Source organism: Trichococcus alkaliphilus (genome assembly GCF_003008695.1).
GTDB lineage: Bacteria > Bacillota > Bacilli > Lactobacillales > Aerococcaceae > Trichococcus > Trichococcus alkaliphilus.
The window spans coordinates 174,845-196,725 of record NZ_PXZT01000003.1; the positions used below are offsets into that span (position 1 = coordinate 174,845).

Below are 21,881 nucleotides of genomic sequence, written 5' to 3' on the forward strand. Positions count from 1 at the left end.
TGAAAAAAGCTCTAGGACTGCGGTAACAGGCTAGAGCAAACTGAACGATTATCTATTTTATATCTTTTTCCTGATCGGATGGCGGACGACCGTCTTCATTTTTTCCGGAGCGACTCTGCGCGGATCGTTCAGGTAAATTTCATGGTGCCTTCGGGTTGTGCCGTCCGGACTTACTTCCGAAATGGCATTGACGTATCCAGTGGCTGCAGCAAAGTCGTCGATGGCCTTAACCGTCACTGCTTCGGTATCATAGGGACCCATATGCAGCATCTGTACGCAAAGCCCTTCCGTGAACTCCGCCAACCTTGCCCTAGTGAGGTCAAGCTCCGGTTTCTTTTTCTTCAGCCCCTCAACGGCCCATCGGAATACTTCTTCGGTGACAAATGCCGGTTGCCGGATCATCGCTGTCCAGATCAACTTTTCCTTCTGGCTCGTGTCAAAGGGACGATCAAGCTCCGTCCACCATAGACCCTCCAATGGCGGAACAACGTATTCAAAGAAATCCGCCGGGGCATTGCCACTTTTATTGCTCATTTTGATGGTATAGGACAGTCCGTAAAGTATTTCGATCGCTTTCGCGTATTCCCCCGATTCCTCATTGGGGTCTCCCTTGCCGTCAACCATGATGAACTTCATCTTCGGCACATCGACGATCACAGGGACCGTCTTGGGCTGATATAGATTTTTATCTTCCTTTTTGAAATCTAATGGACTTGGCATTTCCTTTTTCCTCCCTTGCGAAAATATGGCTTTATATGAGCACCTGTAGGTCCAGCTTGGTATTCGTGTCATCCGAATTATTTTATGCGATATGGCTTGGAGCGGTATCCACCCAATTTGTGTAACCGCCATTTTTCGGTCTCATTATACCATACCGCCCACTAGGGAATCTTTTACATCCCTTCCCCGCAAGAACATTATAAAGAGCCAAAAAAGAGACGTCCTGACCAAGGACGTCTTGCTCAATATGATTTTCGGATAACGATACATCAGTGCGGAAAGGCAATTTCTGCGAGCGTCCATGCGATGATGATTATCCCTACCGGAATTGAAAGCAACGTCAGCAGGGCTCTGTCCTTGTATTTGATGACGGCTATCAGCCCCATGACGAAACCGATCACTCCCATCAACGCAAGCCCGGGGGACGGTAACGGGAGCCTGATTGCGGCCCCAAGCCCAACCATTTTTAAAGCCATCAACACGATGAAAGCCAAAGTCAAACCCGCTGCCCATTTCCCGGTCGTCGTTTTGGACCAAAACTGCATTTTCATGATTACTTCCTCCTTATTCTTCCGATAGATAGAATGCTGCATCAGGTAGGCTTACTTCGGTTCCATCAGCTTCCGCTTCTAAAAATAGGCTCAAGTATTTTTCTACTGCTTGTTTGGAATTTACTGCATCCCAATGGTCCAGATTGCTGCGGGAAATCACTCCCTCTGCCTGTTCTTTCGTTATCCCTACTTCATGTTTATCCAACAGTTTCGCCGTTTCAGCTGGTTTGCTATTGATCCAGTCGATGGAATCCTTATAATCAGCCACAAACAAATCCCATTCTTCTGCTCTATCAATAGGGATTTCTTTCTTAACGATCAAGCATGTCAAAGGCAATGGCATCTCATTCTCGTTAATCCCCATCCATTCTTCCTGAATATCCAAAGCGATGCTGAAGTCACTGTTTTCATCCAACAAATCGGTCACCCATGGCTCAGATAACAGGATGAGGTCACTATTTGCGACGTTTCCCATCGCTGTCTCTGCACTTTCAGCATAGGTTAGCGTCAAATCATTATTCGGATCGATGCCATTTTGCATCAACAACTGTCTGAAAACAACGTCAGCAACCGATTTCTCCCCTACAATTGTTATAGCTTTTCCTCTGAGGTCAGAAACTTCACTGATTGACTCATCAGCTGACAACAGATAGAGGTATCCGCCTGTATTAACTGCCGCCAATTGGTATCCTGCACCCTCACTATAGAGCTTCGCGGCAATTTCTGTAGGTACAACCGCCATATCAGCTTTACCTTCCAAAAGTTGTGCGTAGAGCGCTCCCTCATCCTCCTCGAAAGAGTAGTACACCGTGTCCCCCAACCTCACTTGAGGATCGATACTAGGCTCCATCGCCTTGATGAATCCCAATGCAGCAGGACCAGTAATCGATGCAACTGTGAAACTAGCTGAGCCTGCTTCTTCATATGCTTTATCCCATGCATTGCATCCACCCAACACTAAGATCGTAAACAATAACCCAATGATCAGTCTCTGTTTCATTGCTGTTCCTTCCTTTCTGCAACTGTTGCTTACTGCCACTATTTATTAAACGCTTACTTTCAAAAAAAGGTGGTTTGAATGCTATGTTAAGGGCCCATGCATGGATTCAAAAAACGTTGCATTTCTTTGCAGAATTGCTCTGGATGAAGCAGGATTTCACCATGTCCAAAGCCTTCAAAGAGCGTGTCCTTGCCGTTCAGGAATGCTTTTCTGATTTTTTTGGCACCTCGCGCAGCCAACTTTTCCTTGCTGCCATACCAACAGGATACTCTGACCGCTTGATAGGGCTCCATTTTATCGATCTGCTTGAACATGGAGGCTGCGTCGTAGAAAGCATTTTTCAGAGTCTTTCTGGAGATGCCGGGATACAGAAATGTTTGAAGCATCTCAGGAGTGATACCTCCAAGTTTCAGAAATCCATTCATCCTGCCTGTTAAAATTTTTTCTCCAAACCAGCCGGCTATATTTGACGTTGGTTTGTTGAATAGACCAAGCGACATATCAGCTGTACCGTCCAAAATAATATTACTGACTGTCACGTTCCGGCGATAGGCCGTTAAAAGTGCGGTGATACAGCCCAAAGAGGACGCATAAATCACGTCTACTTTTCCACCAAGGTTGTTTTGAATATATTTTTCGACCTGCTCGGCTTCTTTTTCCCCATTGATATAATCCGATTTTTCTTCTGGATTATGCCCATCGAGCCCGACAGCAACGACATAATAATGAGACGTCAGCAAGGGAATCACTTTGCTGAAACTCTTGTCCCATGTAGTCCCAAGGCTGTGGATAAGCATGACCGTCGTTTGATTTTTGTTCCCGAACTCGTGAAATTTCATGACAAAGACTCTCCTCATAATCGGTTTACGCAAGGAAGGTACTCTTTTTGCACAGAAGCTCTAGACTAAAAAAAAATAAGGCTCATTCTTTACAAGATTATTATACCACTTTATGTATTCAGCTAGACTTCTGATACCTTACTATATTTGATGAGCAAAGTCGCTTTCTTGCCTTAATCCACCCCACAAAAAAAACTGGGATCCGGTGATCCGCAGTCTTTTTTGATATTTCGAAAAGTCCTCAGCTACTATGTGTTAGTCAATCAACGTGCGGATGACTTCGGAAATTTCCGTGTTATCCAAGTAAGCGCCTCTTACAGGATCCGTTTCGTCGGCAACTTTCTTGAAGATTTCAGCGCCTGCACCCTTCGCAAAAAATGGAACCAGTTGGTTGGTATGGTTCCCGGAATTCCATGCCATCGTCGGCATCACGCCTGTTCCGTTGCTCACCACTTCATCATACACACCTGCCGTTCCCGTCAGATAGCCGGTTTCATGGTCGCCGGTAACGATCAGTAGCGTTTCACCCCAGTTGCTGTTTTCCTCTACCCATTCGTATACAGCTTCTACGGAGTCATTGAAGGCTGCTTGTTCTTCGACCAGGCGTCCGCTCTGATTGGCATGCCCTGCCCAGTCGATCGCTCCGCCTTCGACCATCAGGAAGAAGCCGTCTTCGTCATTATCCAGAACATTCAAAGCGCCTGTCGCCATAACATCAAGGCCAGGTACGTTGCTGTTTTGCTCCACTGCGTAAGCATCGGCTTTAGCATCTCCACCTCTGGCCTGCTGCAGAGTCGTATAGACTTCCGGCACTCCGATGACGCGGCTTGCTGTTTCACCGGTTTGAAGCGCTTCGAACTCCTCTTTGCTTTGGATCAGTGTCCAAGCATCATCAATCCCGTCGCCGTCCGCATCGGTAACGTCCAATGATCCGTCAACCAATCCGTTCCACGTAGCTGCTCCACCCACATATTTGTAGTTCGGTGCAGCTACACTATCACCATTATCGTTGTAAAGTGGATTTCCGGCACCCATGATGACGTCGGTCGCGCTATCCTTGATCATTTCATTCGCCAAAATACTGTAATCATTGCGGCTCTCGTGATGCGCCACGAAACTCGCTGGCGTCGCATGGCTGAATTCCACAGAACTGACCACACCAGTCGCCTTGCCTTGATCTTCAAAATCTTGTGTCATATGCGTCAAATCTTCGGGCTGCTCATCGACACCGATTGCGGCATCATAGGTTTTCACGCCAGTTGACATCGCTGTACCCGCAGCGGCAGAGTCAGTCGGGTTGTTCATCAACGTGTTGAAATTTTCCCAAGCAGTAGCTGGATCATACACACCATCAGCATTGTCTTCCGTCGTCAAATCTCCCAGCGAATAAGTGCTCAAAGCCAATTGTGTCGGGAAGTTTTCGTAGACTTGTGTGCCTGCTTTCCCTTCGGTATAGTAATCCGTCGCTAAAATTTGGTTGTATCCCCAGCCATCGGAAATCATCAGAATGACATTCTTGACATCTTTGCCGTTGCCGGTCAAATTCGCATTATTGTTTGAGGCAGCCATAACCGGAACAACCGTCGCTGTGCTCATAACCCCTGCCACCAAAGCTGCCGTAATTGATCTTCTGATTCTTTTGTTTACCATTTTCCAATTCCTCCTCATATCGCATACCCAAAAATAGCCTACTTGTTTCTTTCGCTTTCCATTTCAGTGTACTCCTCGAATGTCATTTTCTTGTTAACAGTATTTATGTTTTCTGTAAACTTTGTGAAAAAATAGTTAATTAAAATATCGAATCAGGTGGACGCAAAAAGGAAAGCCTGCAGATCAGCAATTGATCCACAGGCTTTCCTTTTGGTTACTGATTTTTGGTTTTTATAAACCGAAACCATTCCTCATACACCGAGAGCATTTCCGTATCGAAGTAGCCCAATGCACGCTCTTTGATCTGTTCAGGAATGCCATAAAAAGCTTCCGCGATCGCACCAGCAATGGCGGCCAGTGTATCGCTGTCTCCGCCAATCGATACCGCGTTGCGGATGGCATCCTCGAACGAAGTCGATTCAAGAAAGGCAATGATTGCTTGAGGAACCGTCGCTTGGCAATCCGTAGTGAAGCGGTAGGCGTCCCTGATTTCATCAAGTGTGAAGTTCAGCGGGTAGTAATTTTCCGCAATCCTGTTTCTGATTTCATCTTTCGACGAGCCCGAGCGCGCCATAAAGATCGCTATTGCCGTTGCTTCCGCACCTTTCAGACCTTCTGCATGATCGTGTGACACACCCGTTACGGTTTCGGAAAGATGTTGAATCTCCTTTTGGGTTCTGCCGACATACGCAACCGTGCTGACCCGCATGGCCGCCCCGTTACCGTAACTGTTGTATGGCTGCGGATCATCGCTGATGATCCACTGGAAGAACGCCCGGCTGAAGCCGCAATCTGGGTAGCGGCGCCCGAACGCTTGCATATATTGGATGCTCATTTTCTCCAACAAGATATAATATTCGTTGTTCCATTCCTGCCCTTTAGCCACAGATTTCAGTGCCTTCTCCGTTTCCATCAGTGCCTTGGCGACCGCAATCGTCATGATGCTGTCGTCCGTCATCCGGCAATCTTCCGTGAACAGTTCAAATTCCTTGTCTTTATGGTTATGCCATTCGAAGCGGGAACCGACGATATCCCCGATGATTGCGCCCAACATAGGAAGTCCTCCTTCTCAAAATCTGTGCATTTATTAAAATTGAGAAAATCACTATCTACATATCATCCACACATTGAAGATGTATAACTATATTAATTAAAGTTAACAAGGAGATGACCCTATGAATTGCTGCAAAAATAATAACCGAGAAGAAAAGAACCTCCCGACAGAATCCGCCGATCAGCAGAACACCCATGACCACAACGACGCAAAAACATCGAAGCACAGCCACAAAAACCACTTTCTCCACTTGGCCTTGTGCTGCGGACTGCCGCTGTTGCTACTGTTCGGCTTGCCGCTGATCGGTTATCAAGGAATCTTGCTGAGCATCGCGCCGCTTATCTGTCCGATCATGATGTTTGTGATGATGCCGATGATGATGAAAGGGCACGACCGCAACGGAAAATGATCAATAGACCTTCAAGTCCTTGAAAAACCCTTCCGTCCCTTCTTCAACCCATAGTGCAATGGCACCTTCCTTATCCGGTCCGTGTTTCAGGTCATTGACCAACAATACGGGATGCTTCGAATTGTTCACGTACAATTCGGCATGTTCGCCGTCTACCTTGACCTTCAGATCGATCCATTCATCCAGACCCATGTCGGCGTATGATTCATACTCCCCTGGGCTTTCGGCTCTGAGTCTGTCGAATTTGTAGTCAGGGTATGAGAAATATTGTGTGGATCGGTTCCTTCTCAATTGATTTTCATTCCTGCCGTTCGTCGGGCGAATATACAGTGATTCAAAACGCTCATTGTTTTCATCGATGCGGAACGCAATACCGAGGAACCCTCTGGCGAATTCAGGGGCGTCCGGCAAAAGCCGGCTCAATACTTTCACTTCGATCGTGCCGTTCTTGAAGTTGCTGCCGGTCACTCTAGCATACGTTGGCTCATCAAACGCTTCGATTTTAAGATCTTTTATGACCCTAAGCACTTCAACACCTTCAATAGTTACGTTTTCGATAAAGGAACCAACTGCGATAAAGTCTTCTGCTTTCATGGCTATACTCATGGTTTTCTTCCCCTTAAAATGATTTATTTGTGCTGTTCTTATCATCAGTCTAGCACGAATTTTGAGGTTATAAAATTACGCACAAAAAGTTGACACTCCCACCACTAAAGCAGTGGGATTCTTGAGTACTTTACCGAACGCAGGCCATTTCTGTTTTGTTCAAGTCTCAAGTTTAGGGTGTGCCATCACCCCTCCCGTGGCAGGTCGTTTAGACCCACGGGCACCGATACTATGACCACATCGGTTAGATTGTTTTGGCAATGTTCAGGGCGCCGACCCTGTCGCGGTGGGCGTGATACCCGCAATCGCAATGATAGTTGCGGTCCTTCACCTTGTTGCGCTCCCCGCACGATGGGCAAGTCTGGGACGTATATTCAGGTTTGATGTAGACCACTTTTATCCCGAATTCACGGGCTTTGTATCCAATAAAGGAAGACAATTCGTAAAAGGTCCAGCTGTGCAGATTCGCTTTGTTTTTTCCTCTTAGCCTTGAGGTCCGGCGGATGCCGGAAAGGTTTTCCAGATGGATGGTGCCGCAGTTGTTTTCCGCTGCAAACGTGACTATCTGTCTGGAAATCTTGTGGTTGATATCTCGCATGATTCTGGATTCCTTGTCGTTAATGGTTCGGATGGCATTGACCTTTTTCTGCTTGCCCAATTGGCGGCGGAGTTCTTTGTACTTCCTGCGTAGATGCTTGTTTTGCCGGCCGTTGCCGAAGAACTGAGTCTTGCCATCGGCAGCGACAACGCCTACCGCCGGACAAAGAATGCCCAGATCCACGCCGAGAATCCCTTCGCCGACAAATTCTTTGTCTTCGGTAGGGACGGATATTTGCGCCATCCAATGGAAGCCTTTCTTCGTGATCCGCAAAGATCCCACTTTGGATCCGCAAAGCAACGCGAACATTTCTTCTGGAATGACGGCCTTGATGGCCGTTTTCTTCGCCTTTCCGTCTGCCATGATTGGAAAACGGATGGCGTTTGCGTCCACCGAAAAATTCTGATTGTTATACGAAAGCATCGGTTTCTTGAAGGTACACTTTCCGAACTGCTTGTGTTTGCTTTTGGCATACCGAATCAGTTCGTTTTTTAGGACCGAAGGGATGTCCGATACGATGTGTTTTGAAGTGACCCGAGGGAAATTTTCTTCACGGATTGCCTGTTGGATCAATGCATTTGCCTGCCGGATGTATTCCACCGAGAGCCGCTTCAGTTCCGTGGCTTGTGTCTTCGTCGGTTTTAGTTTGATTTGGACCGTCTTCATTTGCGACACTTCTTTCCGTTGCTTGAGATACCTCCATTATACGAACTAACGTTCTGTAAAGCAAAAAAAAAGATCCTATCACCCCACCTTTAAAGGCGGTTTCGACATACCGTGGTGGGCTTTCTCACCTTCAAAATCTGTAAGTATGATATAGAAAAAGGATGCAAGGACAGTCAGAATTTCAGATTGTCGTTGCGTCCTTTTTTGTTGCACTTGGATTCAGTTGTTCACTAAAACAATGCCGCGTCTGAACCGTCCAGCTTGATGAATTGAAACTATCATTTATTTTCTTGATTTCCCATCTTTTTCGGTGCTGTACAACATGCGCTCAATTCTTCTGTCAGGGATTAACCAGAGCAATGCCAAAATCACGTACAATGCCTGGGCAATCCAAGGTTGAATGATTGCTAAACCGGAAGCGATCATGTAGGCCAGCATGGATATTTTACCCTTTGTGTCATTTCCGATGGCCTGCTTTAGCGTCGAACTAACCCCTTCAGTATTGATGATCAGTTTTTGCAGCACATTATAGGCAATCGAAGCCATCAGCAACACTATGCCATACAGTGCTGCGGGCACCGTTGCAGCAGGGTTTGCTCCCATCCAACCAGATGCGAAAGGAACCAGCGACAACCAAAAAAGCAGATGATGGTTAGCCCAGAGCACAGGACCTGTCACCTTTTGAAGAGTGTGCAGCAGATGATGGTGATTGTTCCAATATATCCCGACATAAATAAAGCTCAGTATGTAGCTCAAGAACGTTGGAAGTATCAACAAAAGTGACGCTATCCCTTGCCCTTCCGGAATCTTTAATTCCAGGACCATGATAGTGATGATGATTGCCAACACACCATCGCTGAAAGCTTCTAGCCGATTTTTCCCCATAGCAATTCCCCTTCTGTATAACCTGCTGTAATGATTATTTCGTCGATACCTATATCCCATCTTATGAGCTGTAAATTCTTATAGTTTTATTTTATCACTTTTGTTAGCAAATATTTAAGTCCTTGCTTTTGATGCTATAGGTTTCGCATTTGTGGGCATACTCCTCATCCACTTGACCGCCCATATAGTAATCACAGTATCTCCCCGCACTCTTTGTGCCTTAAGGAATAAGATTCTGCACATTTAAGCCTACATAATGTGCAGAATCACTTGGATTCTACTGATTTTTCAGAAAGTAACGACCTTATCCGCCCATTCGACCATCTGGACGCAATCAATCATGGTGCTGATCGGGCAAACTTCCGAACCTTCCATGTTGCGTGACTTCAGGCACGTGCCGCAGGCCAAAATTTCGCCGTCCAGTTCGTCGAAAGCTTGTACCTGCGCGGCCACATCATATTTTTCATGGGTCATATTTTCGATTTCGACAGCTTCGCCCATCAGGAAGACTTTCACTTCATGTCCGGTCTTCTTCGCGGTCACGGCGAACCTCATGGCGTTCCAGGATTTTTCGTATTCCTTTGTTTCGATGATGATTCCTAATTTCATTGCGATTCCTCCAATTTTTTATTTGCCCTTATCTTTTGATTTGATGTACCTCTTGGCGTTCTTGATGCCGCCGAAGTCGGAAAACATGGTGCTGATTTTCTCCTTTTCGATCTGTTTAGAATTCATGCCCTCGTACTTGGCTTCCTTCTTGAGCTTCAGGTAGCTCTGCAGCCGCTCTTCGGTCAGCGTGCCCTCCTCGATCGCCTTCCTGACCATGCAGCCCGGTTCGTTTTCGTGCTTGCAATCCTTGAATCTGCATTTTTCCGCCAACTTATCGATGTCGACGAACGTCCTCGCCAGGTTCGCGCTCTCCAATCCGAGTTCGCGCATGCCCGGCGTGTCGATGATGCAACCGCCCGTCGGAATGAGGAACAGCTCCCGATTTGTGGTTGCATGCCGGCCTTTGTCGTCCCTTCTTATTTCCCGCGTTTCAATCAAGGCTTCCCCAAGGATCCGGTTGATCAAGGTTGACTTTCCCACACCGGATGAACCTATGAAAACGACAGTCTGGCTCGGGGTGATGTATTTCAGGACAGCCGTATATCCGTCCTCGCTCAGGCTCGACGTAACCAGCACATCGACCCCGAATGCGATCGTCTCGATTTCATTCAGCTTTTCCGGGATATCCGCGCACAGATCTGCTTTCGTCAGCACAATAACCGGTGTTGCCCCGCTGTCCCACGCGATTGCAAGGTAGCGTTCTAATCTCCGCAGATTGAAATCATTGTTGAGCGACATGCAGATGAAGACAATGTCGATGTTCGCCGCCACAACCTGGACGTCATGCGCTTTTCCGGCTGCTTTCCGGATAAACACGCTTTTCCTTGCCAGTGTCTGGTGGATGATGGCATGATCCTGGCTTCCCACATTCCGGTCGATCATCACAAAGTCGCCGACTGCCGGATAGTCCGACATTTCGACTGCAGCATGGCGCATTTTCCCGGATATTTCCGCCAGCACCTCCGATTCAGCGGTCGCAACTCGGTACAATTCCTTATATTGCGCGATGACTCTTGCCGGATGCAGGTCCGGATAAAGAGTCGCCTCCTGCGCGAACCTGTCCGTGAATCCTAAGTTAATTAATCTATCAGTCATGATCCCTCTACCTCATTATCAGTAAATTTTTTATTTACTTGATTTAATCCCTGATACTAGTGTACACCATTTGAAGGCATTTCATCCATTCCACTTTCACCAATGAATACAGGGACTGGCCCTCAGTGTGATACGAGTAAAGCGGTGCAAAAAAAGCTGTCCAATTTAGACAGCTTTTCTCTGATTTATAGTCTATTACTTGTTTTTTTTAGTTATCCTGTCAGCGGCTAATTTACCTGTAATAATGCATGTAGGTGTTCCAGCTGGATTATATGCCCATTGACCTACTTGATAAATATTAGGAATAGGCGTATTTATTGATTTGTTTACTTGCTGCATTTTATAAACAACCGGGATCGGAGCTTCAAAAGACCATCCTACTATAGCCCCGCCAGTACTCCCAACTCTTTTTTCAAAACTTAAAGGTGTAAAGGAAAATTGCTTCTCCACTTTATCTTTTAACTCAGGGCATAAACTTTCAGAAAGCACACTTATTACTTTATTTTCAATTTCCTCTCTAAACTCTTCATACCAGCCAGATTCTTTAACTTTATAAAACAATTCAGCCTCCATAAGCAGGCTGACTATTAAACCCGTTTTACCTTCTGGAGCTAGGTTAGAATCTCTTATAGCCGGGATTGCTATTTCATAAGTGTTGTATTTTAGAAAACGATCCAGCCAGGAAAGAACTTCTTCTTTATCTATCTCTCCCCATTTTTCCAACATTCCCTTAAGCTCACTTTTATTGATGTTCCCCAAACCTTTTCTTGATGGTGTGTAAAATAGATGTCCATTAAAAGATTTCTTAAAATAAGACACTGGTAAATCAACTTCCAAATAGAGCGAGAATACAGATTCGCTAGGCCTGCCTTTAGCTATCAATTCTTTTGTTTTTTCAAACTTTCCCCTTATTTTTGGGGCCAAGTTACCCAGACTAGTAATATTGTAAAAAGTTTTTAGGTCTGCAGCCCAAACAAGGTCTTTATAATAGTATTCGTTGTTATTCTCATCGACAACAAACTGTTGGTCGGCATAAATTTTTTTTACAACAGTATTGGTGATTATTTCACCTTTGAACTCTTGTATTTTTTCCGCTAGTGCTTCGGCAAGCTTTCCTGTACCACCTTTTGGATATACATAGCTGCTGTACAACGTGAAATAGCTCAATGCAAAAAATGTTGGTGTGCCTTTAAAAAAATGTTGTGAAATGATATCTATAAGTGACGGATCTTTAATAAGTTCTTTGAGATACTCATCACAAGGTTTGGAAAGCCTTTCAATCCTGTTCATTGCGAACATAAACTTCGGTAACCATGGCAAAAGTTCTTTGAAGAAGTACTCTTTGTCTCTCTTGATATCTTTAAATAATGGATTATCAATACCATATATAATATCGATCAGTTTCATTATTTTAATCATAACTTCTATGAATTTATCGATATCCTCAACGCTATCAGGATATAGGCTTACCAACAACTCTCTATATTCGCCAACAGAATTTGAGTCTTCAATGCCGATGATTTTATCCTCAACGCCAAGGGAAACCTTGCTTGAGACAACATCAATATCAAGATTCAAGTCTTTTAGCATAGCTAAAACGACTCCTAAAATTGCTCTGGCTCCAGCATCAAAAACAAAACCATCCATTTCAAATGAATTTACCAAGCCACCAAATTCGGCATTTTTTTCTATAAGCAAAATTTTCTTGCCTGATTGAGAAAGAAACACAGCAGATGTAAGCCCGGCAAGTCCTCCACCTACAATTATGGCATCATATCTTTTTTGTTCCGCATTATCCATTCAAATTCCCCATTTTCAAACTTATTTCCCACAGAACTCTTGCATTTTCAACATCTAACGCTGGTGGAGCAGGTTCTTCAAGAGTTGTAAGATTGAAAAATTCACCACTAACTGTTTCCAGATCTTCAGAAACCCCTAAATAGTATAGAGCTTCTGCTGCAACCGAAACAGGGTTTAAAGCTTTGTCCAATACATTCCACTTGAACCACTTGTATAACGGACCATTATCCTGTCCTGTGGCTGTTTTTACAGCTCCAGGATGCATTGCATTAATGGTTACACCCGAGCCTCGGAAATACTCATCAAATTTTATCATTACTAAGAGTTCAGCGAGCTTGGCTGTACCGTAGCTTTTCAAACCGGAATAACGTCTTTTTGACCAATCCAGATCATCAAAACGCATCCCCCAAGCCGCAAATCTGTGGCCTTCTGAGTTTACCAATATAATTCGACATTTCCCCTGGGATTTTAGTTTATCTTTTAAGATGTAGTTCATGATAAAAGACGAAAGGTAGTTTACCATAAAGACTTTCTCGATTCCATTTGAAGTGATTTGTCGTTTTGTAAGATAAATGCCAGCATTATGAATAATTATATCAATTGGTTTCTCAATTTCCAGCAAATTATAAGCAGCTTTATATGTATCATCCATGATGCTAAAATCAGCCAAAATATAATCACAATTTACTTTATACTCACTCTCAATTTCATGCTTCAAAGCTTCTGAGCGCTCTTTGTTTCTGTTGATGCAAATCAAATCAGCACCTTTTGAGGCAAACTTTCTAGCAGCGGCATAACCAATTCCAGAAGTAGCACCCGTTATGACAACCAACTTACCCTTGCAATCATCCAAACAAATCAGTGGGCTTTTAGAGTTGTTTTTTATCATTGCCATCACATTGGCCAGACGATATTTTTTAAAATATTTCCCGAATTTTATCCCATTATTTTTCATGTTTGTCACCCAAATTTTTTCTTCATGAATTTTCTGTACTTTTTACCGAATGACGGAATGTTATCAAATATATCTCCCCACAGATCATAATAATCTCGTTGCTCAATAATTTTACCATTCTCATTTATGGTTAATCTTGAAAGACCATATAATATGGAACTAGGATATTTCTTATAGCTGATTGTCATCTCCCATTCGATAAATATATCATTCCCCTGTTGCACAGCTTTAACTAATTTCATATTTAAATCTTTTGAGCGCTCTGTCAGTCTATCAGTCATTGCCTTGAATGCAGCAATACCTCTGATCTCCTGTATTGTATCTCTAAAGTAAATATTGTCGTCATAATAAGGTAAGATGTGTGACCAATCAGGCTTTCCATCGGTATTATAGGTTTTTGTCCAAAGTTCTTTTACAAGTTCCAGTGTTAGTGTGAACTCTTTATCTATTTTAAATTCTTCCATATACATCGTCTCTTTCTGCATATTATGAATTCACCTATTTTCTATTATTTTAGCATATCGTTGCTGACATCCCTAGTGACGAAGTTTTCCCGACTTTGAGAGTCCATAAAAGAAAAACCAGCTAAAAATACCGTTATATCGCGGTTCTTGGTCACTTTTCCAAACATACATCTTTATATCATGCACAACCATTCACAACAATATAAAAAAGCGAGAAATGGTTTATCCCATCTCTCGCTTGACGCTATTATCAGTTGCTGAACGTGACCTCGACACTCCCACGTCCCAGCGCATGGGCAAGTCCAACCGTGTCTTCGATCCGACCGATTGGAGTGTAGCTGTATGGGGTCAATAATCCCTTATAGAAAATCACGAGGCAGTCGGAACCGTACAGCATCAATTCCCCAGCCTTGATGCTGCCCACTCTTCTGGATTCCGAGGGCAGGCTGTCCGGAAAATAATAGTATTTTTCGTTTCCGTTCAGCTCTTCCATTTCGAGAGTCATCGGCAGTTTATCCGTCAACGCCTGCACCGTTGCATTTTCGTACAGAGCTACAGGGTAACCGGTGTTTCCGATTTTGATTGTCATTGATGGCATCGTATCATCCCTTTCCAGTGGATTTGATTCAGAAAAAGCACGAGCCGAACTTTACAAATTCTCGGTAAAGAACGACTCCAGTTTATCGAACGGAATCAGATCCGTTCTGTCGTACAGATCCACGTGGCCGGCGCCGGCAACCTCAAACAGTTCTTTCGGTTCGGTAGCCATTTTGTAGGCATCCTCACTGAAATATCTCGAATGCGCATGCTCACCGATAATGAACAGAATCGGTCTAGGAGAAATCGTCTGGATGTAGTTCATCAACGGGAAGTTCATGAAAGCCATGGCGCTCGTCTTCGTGAAGGCACCGATCGAGTTCGGGTGGAAGCCGCGTTTCATCGCATAATAGCCGAAGAATTCACTGCTGATCGGATCCATTCCTTCAGGGATAGCATACACCGGCTCGCTTGGGAAGGCTGGCGTCAATTCCGGTTCATCGCCCTCGAAATCTTTCCAGCGTTGTTCACCTAGTTGGTCAAACAGCTGTGTGCGTTGTTCATCCCTCATGCTGTCTGCCCAGCCGTAGCGCATCACCCGGCTCATATCATACATGCTGACGGTGGCAACCGCTTTGATCCGCGTGTCGACCTGCGCCGCTGTCACTGCAAACCCGCCGCTGCCGCAGATTCCGATCACGCCGATCTTAACCCTGTCCACAAATGGACGCGTGCCGATGTAATCCACCGCCGCACTGAAGTCCTCGGCAAAGATATCCGGAGACGATATATGCCTTGGCGCGCCGCTGCTCTCTCCGTTATAGGATTCATCGAACGCTATTGCCACAAATCCGCGTTCCGCCATATTCTGCGCATATATCCCTGCGCCTTGTTCCTTTACGCCACCGTATGGGGTGCCGACGATAATGGCAGGATATTTTTGGGATGTGTCGATGTCTTTTGATAAATATAGGTCCGCCGCGACGGTTATGCCGTAGCGGTTTTTGAAAGTGACCTGCTCAACCGTTACCTTATCGCTGAGTGTGAAAGTTCTGTACGTATTCTCGGTCATGTCATTTCCTCCAAATTATTCATGATTATGTTCGTTTAATCTCTAAGCAGTGAGCTTAAGTTGATTCTACGACTTAACCTTAACGTGAAGTCAAATGTTTTTTCATAAATAATTTGGAGGTTGAAAATAGGAACTATAGAAATGCAGTATGGCTTTATATGATTTTGTAACTGATATGCGTTCTTCCAGCCGGGAGTCCAATCAACTGAACCCTCTCCAACTTGACATCACTGTTTTCAAGATCCTCGAATGGCCGAAAGCCGGTCCGTAAAAACCAAGGCACGATATCAACTTGCAATTCATCTATTAAACCGGTTTTTAAACAGAGCGGTGTGGTCAGTGCGCTGCCTATGATGTTCACATCTTTTTCACCCGCTGCCGCTTTGGCTTGGAGGATTGCATCAGCGACGCCAGTTGTTACAAAAGTAATAGTTACCTTGTCTGATTCTTTTGGGTGCTTTTCTGGAACCTTATCGGTAAAGACAAATATCGGAACTTGGTATTCATACTCGACATACCAATCAGGATCTTCCGCCATCCCATATTCCTTTTGGGACATCACAACCGACCCGGTCGTCAAAATCGACTCCTTCATGACTTCCGTTTCCTTCAGCAAATCCAAATCTGCATACAACGTATTGACACTGCCATTACTATCCTCCGCAAATCCATCCAAAGAAATGGTCAGGCCTAGAATAACTTTTCCCATGTGCTTTCTCCTATCTGAATTTATTTTGTCGGTTTTAATAATCCTTATAAAGACAATAATCAGTCTATTTTCAACAAGGATGATAATTTGGAGATATATTTCGATATAGTGAGCCGTGAACAGGTGTTAAATGCAAAATATCTTTAGCTTTGTAACGATTATCGCACATATCTTTTGTTTTGCGAACTTTTGCGAATATCAAAAAAAATCCTCGAAACACTGTTCGAGGATTTTTTTCTATGAAAATTTTATTAGCTGAAATCTTTATCTGTGCTGTCATCCATCGTCTGAATAGCCAGTTCCAATGACTTAATTCTTCTTTCCAGAAGGGTTTTCTGGGGACTGCCCGGTTTCGACTTGGCATAGATGCCTTCAATCGAGGGAAGCAAGCCAGCAAGCAAGATGCGGGCGTCCGCCAAGTCTTCTTGGGTGAAAGGATGGGGCTTTTCATCCCAAACTTGTTCCAGCACAGCCAAGCCGATGCGGAGAGCCTGGAGCCGTTTCGCCACCAATGTCGTGTTGGCGCCTTTGTCGGTCATGCTGCTCAATGCATTTTCGGATTTGCGGATGGTCGACTGGAAGGATTTCAGTGATTCAGCTTTATCTGCTTCAGTCAGTGCTTCCATATGCAACAGCTCCTTTTTCGGTGGCGTTCGCTAAATAGAGCGCAAATCCGGCAACGATCAGCTCGGAAAGCACAAACGCTGACCAAATGCCCGTCATTCCCCAGAGGCTACTTAATAGGATCGCCATCGGCACAATTACTGCCAGTCCCCTCAGAATCGAAAGGACAAAGGCGGCTCGTGCCTTTTCGGTTGCGCTGAGGATCATCGCCGTCACGATATTGATTCCGACAAAGAAAAATCCAAGAAAATAGATTTTCATTCCGCTGTCAGCCAACTTTAGTATCACCGGATCTTTTTCGTTGTTGAACAGACCGATCAGCGCTTCCGAGTTGAAGAAGGTCCCTAGGTAAATCAAGGCAGCGATGAAACCTGCCGTCAGCAATGCATAGCGGTTCACGCGCCGGACCGTCTTGCGGTCCTTCAACCCATAATACTTGCTGATGAGCGGCTGCACACCTTGACCCAGCCCGGTAAAGATTGCGACCGCGACAAAGGCAATGTTTGCGACAATCCCGTAGGCGGCAACCCCTTTGTTTCCCTCGAGCCCCAAAATCAACAGGTTGAAGGTCGTCAGCACGACCGCCGAGGACACTTCCATGACGAAAGTGGAAGATCCCAGATTGAGGATGTCCTTGATTGCCGGACGCGTCAGCTTGTACTTCAAAATAGCAGGCCAGGATTTCTTTCTTGCGAAGTGGATCGAGAGGATACCCAAACTGATAATCGGCGCAATGCTCGTCGCAAAGGCGGCACCGAACATCCCCATTTTAAACGGGAACAGAAAAATGTAGTCCAGGATCACATTCGAAACACTTCCGCCAAGCATCGCCAGCATGGCTAGTCTGGGATTGTTGTCGTTGCGGACGAAAGCCAGAACCGTATTGTTCAGGATGAAAAATGGCGCAAACACCATAATCGTTGCCATGTAGGCATGTGTCAAAGGCAATGTGACCGCATCGGCACCCAAAACCGATGACAATGCCCTTGAACCGAACAGTCCGAGAACAGCGACCAGCAGGCCTGCCAGTGTGCCTAGCTTAAGCGCTCCTGCGAAAACCGCTTCGGCTTCTTTGTGTTTGTTTTGAGATTTCAAGATACCGAAACGGGCTGCCCCGCCGATACCGATCATCAAACCGATGCCGTGGATGATGCTAAAGACCGGGATGGCGAAATTCAGTGCCGCAATCCCGGTGGCCCCCAATGCCTTGGCTATATAGTAGGTGTCGGCCAAAATGTAGAACGATACGCCGATCATGCCCAAAATATTCAGGCTGACGTACTTCGAAAAATCCTTCAATAGTGATTTTTCCATGCTGCTGTCTCCTTCCAAAATAAAAAAGGTGTCCCGAAAACATTCCTTCCAAGACCTAACGGAATGTTTCTGAACACCTTGAACTCTTTACCCGGTGGCAAAAAGAGGGTTATCTATTTTGTTAATATCATTTGATTATAATTTTTCAGGGGCGGATTGTCAACGGCGGCATCAGTTCAACTTGCCCTGGGCTTAACTTCAAATTTTTTCACACTGAAAAATAGGCAACCAACCGTAACCGCCGCTATATCAACAAACGTCCTTAACAATAAGTCAATCATATCAGCATCAAACACGAGCGGCATGAAGAAGTTAAACAGAAACAGATTCAGGCCAAACAACATGCCTCCAACAATCAGCGCATTTGTGGTCCTGTTGCGCTGCTGAACATATTTGTTGAACCAAGCCAAAACACAGGCAGTGGTAAGTCCCGTCACTGCGCACCAAATAATGGTTTCCAAAGTTTTTTCCGCAAAGGACGAATAAATATCCAATACATAGTACTGAATCAGCCGCCCGATAATAAACAGCACCGTAATGGCAACAATCGCCGGAAGACTGCTGTTCCATGGTACTTTACTATTCTTTTTTGCCTCGTTTCTTCCAAGCATGACTCCTACCAAAGCACCCATGACCAGCAGAGAAAAAGTATCAGCCAGGGGATACGTGATTCTGTCAAGCGGTGCGGCGTGCGGCAACGGCTCGAGCAGATACACAATCCAAATCAGACTGCAGGCAACACTAAATTTAAGTCCTTGCACTACCCTGCTCCCCGACAACTGATTGTACACCAGCAAAAACATCGCTGCTATCAATGAATAGGCAATGACACCATACACAGAAAAAGCTATCGGCATCGTACCGTTGATCACAAACACACTTGGGGGCAAAACCGACTGTTCTCCAGGCGGAATCAACAGCTGTCCAATTATCCTAGAAAAGGTTGTCATCACGCCCACAAAAAGAATTTTGAGTATACATTTCGTTTTCCCGACCACCACCGCACCTCACTTATTTATCAATTTATGGTATCTTACTTTGGTTCACACGGCTTGATAACTTCATTATGGAACAAAAATTCACTTCCGCCTGTCATCTGCATCAGCTCTTTACTGATCTCTGTACACTTCGGTCATGCCCTGTTTTTCTTTATTTAAGCATATTTCCTGAATTTCCCGCTCTACTCTCGCATTAAATTGCTTGCCAAAAACCCCAAGTGTCACTGCACCAAACATCAAGCCCAGAGCAATGATGACCCACTGTGCCAAGTTACTGCCTGCTAGTGAAACCACTGTGTAGATCAAACCCAGTGATGCATTGCCAATGCCGTGTAGGGTTGCTGCAGTAAAATAATTGCGTTTGGAAATGATGTATCCGATTGAAATAATCAAGCTCGACAGCATACATTGCAGGATGAATACAGCAAACCAAAGCGGCGACAGTGCAAAAGCTTGACTCTGCCACTGGGTAGCATAAAATATCCACGGAAGGTGCCAAATACCCCATATAAAACCGAGGATCAGAGAACCTTTTACAAAACCATACTTTACCAGCATTTTGTCGAGGGCATAACCGCGCCAACCAAATTCTTCATTGGATGGTCCGTAAAGGTACATAAAAAATAGGAAGCTTAGTACCGATAGCGGTTTTTGTATGAAGCTCTTGAGCGTTTCAAAATCCGGATATTCGCCTAAAGCTAAACTTAGTGCGCCAGTCATGAGCGAAACAAATAAGGTCAAGTATAGGAGTACGAACCAGGCTCCAAGCCATGTCGGTATAAACCGCTCAAAATAATCTCTGCGTGCTTCTTTCGTATACGTTTTCAAAACCATAATGATCCCGACGCAAGAAGGTGCAATGCCGGCGGTGAAAACAAACAGATAATCACCCATTGTTGTGTTATTGATGCCAAGCATTACCGGTATCATCCCGACTATCCATGTCCACAGAATTGTCGCTGCAAAGAAAATCCACAAATGCCTTGTTTCCTTCTTGCTGAGTTCGTTTTTCATTGGTTCCCCTCTCTTCCAGATTTTCACATCGGATTCACGAGTGCATTTCTCTGCGATGTTGCAAATGGATTCCAATATGACCTATACCGAAAATGATGACGGAAACCATCAGCCAGATCACTCTTCCGTATAATCCCAGAAAAAAGAAGGCAACAACCGGCAATGTCGCAGCTGCGACGGGTATCCCATAAAAACTACTATAAAAGTCCTTCCACGTCCTGTTGCTTTTGAAATAGCGTATCCACCAGCATTCATACAGAATCATGAGAACAAATGCCGCAATCAGCCAGAAACTCCAAACCGACCACCCTTGAATATTGAAGTCGGAAAACACAAGGGCTGCGCCAGTAACAACAACTTGTCCGACTCTTTCAAAAACAAGCAGTACTTTATTTTCATCCTTAAAGTCATATCCTCTGGGCTGATACTTTGTCCATATCAGATTGGGAACAATCAGCATCATCATAAAGACAAGTCCAACGTAAGAAAAACCAAAATGCCCCATCTATGTTCCTCCCCTGTACTTCTATCAAAGGTATTTCTGCATGACGCTCTATCTTTTTTGACAACGATTCTGCTCACTCGGGATGTTGGTAGGATATTGCTTATACTATATCCAACTTCAGCGAATCCCATATAGCTACAGTCTATATTAGTGCGCAAAAAACCGCAAGAACGGTCACCATTCATGACAGTCCTTACGGATTTCTGCTTTTTTCATTTATTGCGTATCAATGTCTCCATGCTTTCAATATGGCTTGGGAGTTGCGAAAAGGCCACTCCAATTTAGCGTGCCCTTGATCGTAATCATTGATATGCTTAATAGTCTGTCTTCTTTACTGGAATCCAAATTTCGCTTCTATACTTCTGATTGCCAGTGTCGGGGCTCTCATTCCACAAAATTTCAGGACCTTCAACCGCCTCATATCCTGAAGCCGGGAACCACTCCGAGTATATCCTGCCCCACACATTTTGAAGTGTTTCCGGGAATGGCCCAATCGCCTCGAACACTGCCCAGCTGCCGGCTGCAATTTCCAACACATCAAATTCTGCGGTTTCATTACTTGTGGTTGCTACTCCGAGGTAATGATCCAGCTCCCCTTTCTCTTCCATTCTTCCCTCTGAAAAATTAGCAGAAGCACTGATAATCCCTGTTGGTTCTACATTTGAGAGAGATTTAAGTTGTTGAATAACCTCAGTGGTCAATAGTGCCGTTATTTTTTCAATCTCTGGATTGACACCTTCAAAAACAATTGGAACTCTCTTCTTGAATCCGACCAGCGTAAAGGATTCTTTTTCAACAATGCGATAATTCATTTCACTGCCTCCTCTGATTGATAATTGAAAGGTCAACCTCGGATATGCTTTTAGCTGAGTGTTCTCACTTCTTGCTTCAGAAGGGAGAATGCCATGGATAGAATGGAAGGCACGGGAGAAAGAATCAGCTGATTTATACCCGTATTTGACTGCAGCATCGATTATTCTAAAATCATTATCCTTCAACTCAAGCGCAGCCAGCGTCAGCCTTCTTCTTCGAATATATTCCGATAAACTGATTCCTGACAAAAAGGAAAACATCCGCTTGAAATGATATTCTGAACAATAAGCAATTTTAGACACTTCCCTGTAATCAATTTCCTCCGTTAAATGCTCTTCAATGTATGCTAACGCATTATTCATAGTGCTCAAAGAATCCATCAAACGACCTCCTT

Annotated in this window: 24 protein-coding genes; 1 reads left to right on the top strand and 23 read right to left on the bottom strand. The window is 44.7% G+C overall.

Annotated features, from left to right (window positions below):
- Window positions 1–57 precede the first annotated feature (57 nt).
- The 6 genes from C7R73_RS03995 to C7R73_RS04020 all read right to left on the bottom strand — a co-directional run bounded on the left by C7R73_RS03995 (window position 58) and on the right by C7R73_RS04020 (window position 5,814).
- Window positions 58–720 (bottom strand): GyrI-like domain-containing protein, encoded by a 663-nt coding sequence (locus C7R73_RS03995; RefSeq protein ID WP_106449239.1) that lies wholly within the window; start codon window positions 718–720, stop codon window positions 58–60.
- A 269-nt stretch (window positions 721–989) separates the two neighbouring features.
- Window positions 990–1,271, bottom strand: coding sequence for a hypothetical protein (locus tag C7R73_RS04000; RefSeq protein ID WP_106449240.1), 282 nt, complete (start codon window positions 1,269–1,271; stop codon window positions 990–992).
- Window positions 1,272–1,284: 13 nt separating this feature from the next.
- Window positions 1,285–2,271 (bottom strand): ABC transporter substrate-binding protein, encoded by a 987-nt coding sequence (locus C7R73_RS04005; RefSeq protein ID WP_106449241.1) that lies wholly within the window; start codon window positions 2,269–2,271, stop codon window positions 1,285–1,287.
- An 86-nt stretch (window positions 2,272–2,357) separates the two neighbouring features.
- Entirely contained in the window at window positions 2,358–3,110 is a 753-nt protein-coding gene (locus tag C7R73_RS04010; protein ID WP_106449242.1) for an alpha/beta fold hydrolase, read from the bottom strand.
- Window positions 3,111–3,365: 255 nt separating this feature from the next.
- Window positions 3,366–4,760 (bottom strand): alkaline phosphatase, encoded by a 1,395-nt coding sequence (locus C7R73_RS04015; protein WP_205076460.1) that lies wholly within the window; start codon window positions 4,758–4,760, stop codon window positions 3,366–3,368.
- A 214-nt stretch (window positions 4,761–4,974) separates the two neighbouring features.
- On the bottom strand, window positions 4,975–5,814 hold the full coding sequence (locus C7R73_RS04020; RefSeq protein WP_106449243.1) for an ADP-ribosylglycohydrolase family protein: 840 nt from the start codon (window positions 5,812–5,814) through the stop codon (window positions 4,975–4,977).
- 121 nt (window positions 5,815–5,935) lie between these two features.
- Between C7R73_RS04020 and C7R73_RS04025 the strand changes: the two genes are divergently transcribed.
- The gene (locus C7R73_RS04025) at window positions 5,936–6,223 is read left to right on the top strand and encodes a hypothetical protein (protein ID WP_192875237.1); all 288 of its coding nucleotides are present in this window, start codon (window positions 5,936–5,938) and stop codon (window positions 6,221–6,223) included.
- Here C7R73_RS04025 and C7R73_RS04030 read toward each other — a convergent pair whose 3' ends face one another.
- From C7R73_RS04030 to C7R73_RS04110, 17 genes are all read right to left on the bottom strand, one after another.
- Window positions 6,224–6,829 carry a hypothetical protein gene (locus C7R73_RS04030; RefSeq protein WP_106449244.1) on the bottom strand — a complete coding sequence of 202 codons (606 nt, stop codon included), beginning with the start codon at window positions 6,827–6,829 and terminating at the stop codon, window positions 6,224–6,226. It abuts the gene before it with no gap.
- A gap of 244 nt (window positions 6,830–7,073) precedes the next feature.
- The gene (locus tag C7R73_RS04035; RefSeq protein ID WP_106449245.1) at window positions 7,074–8,102 is read right to left on the bottom strand and encodes an RNA-guided endonuclease TnpB family protein; all 1,029 of its coding nucleotides are present in this window, start codon (window positions 8,100–8,102) and stop codon (window positions 7,074–7,076) included.
- A gap of 273 nt (window positions 8,103–8,375) precedes the next feature.
- On the bottom strand, window positions 8,376–8,978 hold the full coding sequence (locus tag C7R73_RS04040) for a TMEM175 family protein (protein ID WP_106449246.1): 603 nt from the start codon (window positions 8,976–8,978) through the stop codon (window positions 8,376–8,378).
- A gap of 288 nt (window positions 8,979–9,266) precedes the next feature.
- Window positions 9,267–9,587 carry a DsrE/DsrF/TusD sulfur relay family protein gene (locus tag C7R73_RS04045; RefSeq protein ID WP_086985620.1) on the bottom strand — a complete coding sequence of 107 codons (321 nt, stop codon included), beginning with the start codon at window positions 9,585–9,587 and terminating at the stop codon, window positions 9,267–9,269.
- Between the two features lie 18 nt (window positions 9,588–9,605).
- Window positions 9,606–10,682 carry a ribosome small subunit-dependent GTPase A gene (rsgA, locus tag C7R73_RS04050; protein ID WP_106449247.1) on the bottom strand — a complete coding sequence of 359 codons (1,077 nt, stop codon included), beginning with the start codon at window positions 10,680–10,682 and terminating at the stop codon, window positions 9,606–9,608.
- 195 nt (window positions 10,683–10,877) lie between these two features.
- A complete protein-coding gene (locus tag C7R73_RS04055) occupies window positions 10,878–12,482 on the bottom strand; it encodes a phytoene desaturase family protein (RefSeq protein ID WP_106449248.1) in 1,605 nt (534 codons plus the stop codon).
- Entirely contained in the window at window positions 12,475–13,437 is a 963-nt protein-coding gene (locus C7R73_RS04060) for an SDR family NAD(P)-dependent oxidoreductase (protein WP_106449249.1), read from the bottom strand. Before C7R73_RS04060 ends, C7R73_RS04055 begins: the two co-directional genes overlap by 8 nt.
- A 5-nt stretch (window positions 13,438–13,442) precedes the next feature.
- Entirely contained in the window at window positions 13,443–13,901 is a 459-nt protein-coding gene (locus C7R73_RS04065; protein ID WP_106449383.1) for a nuclear transport factor 2 family protein, read from the bottom strand.
- A gap of 250 nt (window positions 13,902–14,151) precedes the next feature.
- Window positions 14,152–14,499: a cyclophilin-like fold protein gene (locus tag C7R73_RS04070; protein ID WP_106449250.1), complete on the bottom strand. Its 348-nt coding sequence runs from the start codon at window positions 14,497–14,499 to the stop codon at window positions 14,152–14,154.
- 51 nt (window positions 14,500–14,550) lie between these two features.
- A complete protein-coding gene (locus tag C7R73_RS04075; RefSeq protein ID WP_106449251.1) occupies window positions 14,551–15,510 on the bottom strand; it encodes an alpha/beta hydrolase in 960 nt (319 codons plus the stop codon).
- 154 nt (window positions 15,511–15,664) lie between these two features.
- Window positions 15,665–16,219: a dihydrofolate reductase family protein gene (locus C7R73_RS04080; protein ID WP_106449252.1), complete on the bottom strand. Its 555-nt coding sequence runs from the start codon at window positions 16,217–16,219 to the stop codon at window positions 15,665–15,667.
- Between the two features lie 251 nt (window positions 16,220–16,470).
- Complete coding sequence (locus C7R73_RS04085) at window positions 16,471–16,845, bottom strand: hypothetical protein (RefSeq protein WP_106449253.1); 375 nt, start codon at window positions 16,843–16,845, stop codon at window positions 16,471–16,473.
- Window positions 16,829–18,157: an MATE family efflux transporter gene (locus tag C7R73_RS04090; RefSeq protein WP_106449254.1), complete on the bottom strand. Its 1,329-nt coding sequence runs from the start codon at window positions 18,155–18,157 to the stop codon at window positions 16,829–16,831. The genes C7R73_RS04085 and C7R73_RS04090 overlap by 17 nt, the downstream gene beginning before the upstream one ends.
- Window positions 18,158–18,333: 176 nt before the next feature.
- A complete protein-coding gene (locus C7R73_RS04095; protein WP_106449255.1) occupies window positions 18,334–19,155 on the bottom strand; it encodes a hypothetical protein in 822 nt (273 codons plus the stop codon).
- A 111-nt stretch (window positions 19,156–19,266) separates the two neighbouring features.
- Window positions 19,267–20,169, bottom strand: coding sequence for a type II CAAX endopeptidase family protein (locus C7R73_RS04100; RefSeq protein WP_106449256.1), 903 nt, complete (start codon window positions 20,167–20,169; stop codon window positions 19,267–19,269).
- 34 nt (window positions 20,170–20,203) lie between these two features.
- Window positions 20,204–20,674: a hypothetical protein gene (locus tag C7R73_RS04105; protein WP_106449257.1), complete on the bottom strand. Its 471-nt coding sequence runs from the start codon at window positions 20,672–20,674 to the stop codon at window positions 20,204–20,206.
- A 314-nt stretch (window positions 20,675–20,988) separates the two neighbouring features.
- Entirely contained in the window at window positions 20,989–21,867 is an 879-nt protein-coding gene (locus C7R73_RS04110; RefSeq protein WP_106449258.1) for an AraC family transcriptional regulator, read from the bottom strand.
- Window positions 21,868–21,881: the final 14 nt, after the last annotated feature.

Bases quoted from the DNA above. Each gene is read 5' to 3' on its own strand.
- C7R73_RS03995 (WP_106449239.1), bottom strand. From the start codon at position 720: ATGCCAAGTCCATTAGATTTCAAAAAGGAAGATAAAAATCTATATCAG.
- C7R73_RS04000 (WP_106449240.1), bottom strand. From the start codon at position 1,271: ATGAAAATGCAGTTTTGGTCCAAAACGACGACCGGGAAATGGGCAGCG.
- C7R73_RS04005 (WP_106449241.1), bottom strand. From the start codon at position 2,271: ATGAAACAGAGACTGATCATTGGGTTATTGTTTACGATCTTAGTGTTG.
- C7R73_RS04010 (WP_106449242.1), bottom strand. From the start codon at position 3,110: ATGAAATTTCACGAGTTCGGGAACAAAAATCAAACGACGGTCATGCTT.
- C7R73_RS04015 (WP_205076460.1), bottom strand. From the start codon at position 4,760: ATGGTAAACAAAAGAATCAGAAGATCAATTACGGCAGCTTTGGTGGCA.
- C7R73_RS04020 (WP_106449243.1), bottom strand. From the start codon at position 5,814: ATGTTGGGCGCAATCATCGGGGATATCGTCGGTTCCCGCTTCGAATGG.
- C7R73_RS04025 (WP_192875237.1), top strand. From the start codon at position 5,936: ATGAATTGCTGCAAAAATAATAACCGAGAAGAAAAGAACCTCCCGACA.
- C7R73_RS04030 (WP_106449244.1), bottom strand. From the start codon at position 6,829: ATGAGTATAGCCATGAAAGCAGAAGACTTTATCGCAGTTGGTTCCTTT.
- C7R73_RS04040 (WP_106449246.1), bottom strand. From the start codon at position 8,978: ATGGGGAAAAATCGGCTAGAAGCTTTCAGCGATGGTGTGTTGGCAATC.
- C7R73_RS04045 (WP_086985620.1), bottom strand. From the start codon at position 9,587: ATGAAATTAGGAATCATCATCGAAACAAAGGAATACGAAAAATCCTGG.
- rsgA (WP_106449247.1), bottom strand. From the start codon at position 10,682: ATGACTGATAGATTAATTAACTTAGGATTCACGGACAGGTTCGCGCAG.
- C7R73_RS04055 (WP_106449248.1), bottom strand. From the start codon at position 12,482: ATGGATAATGCGGAACAAAAAAGATATGATGCCATAATTGTAGGTGGA.
- C7R73_RS04060 (WP_106449249.1), bottom strand. From the start codon at position 13,437: ATGAAAAATAATGGGATAAAATTCGGGAAATATTTTAAAAAATATCGT.
- C7R73_RS04065 (WP_106449383.1), bottom strand. From the start codon at position 13,901: ATGGAAGAATTTAAAATAGATAAAGAGTTCACACTAACACTGGAACTT.
- C7R73_RS04070 (WP_106449250.1), bottom strand. From the start codon at position 14,499: ATGCCATCAATGACAATCAAAATCGGAAACACCGGTTACCCTGTAGCT.
- C7R73_RS04075 (WP_106449251.1), bottom strand. From the start codon at position 15,510: ATGACCGAGAATACGTACAGAACTTTCACACTCAGCGATAAGGTAACG.
- C7R73_RS04080 (WP_106449252.1), bottom strand. From the start codon at position 16,219: ATGGGAAAAGTTATTCTAGGCCTGACCATTTCTTTGGATGGATTTGCG.
- C7R73_RS04085 (WP_106449253.1), bottom strand. From the start codon at position 16,845: ATGGAAGCACTGACTGAAGCAGATAAAGCTGAATCACTGAAATCCTTC.
- C7R73_RS04090 (WP_106449254.1), bottom strand. From the start codon at position 18,157: ATGGAAAAATCACTATTGAAGGATTTTTCGAAGTACGTCAGCCTGAAT.
- C7R73_RS04100 (WP_106449256.1), bottom strand. From the start codon at position 20,169: ATGAAAAACGAACTCAGCAAGAAGGAAACAAGGCATTTGTGGATTTTC.
- C7R73_RS04105 (WP_106449257.1), bottom strand. From the start codon at position 20,674: ATGGGGCATTTTGGTTTTTCTTACGTTGGACTTGTCTTTATGATGATG.
- C7R73_RS04110 (WP_106449258.1), bottom strand. From the start codon at position 21,867: ATGGATTCTTTGAGCACTATGAATAATGCGTTAGCATACATTGAAGAG.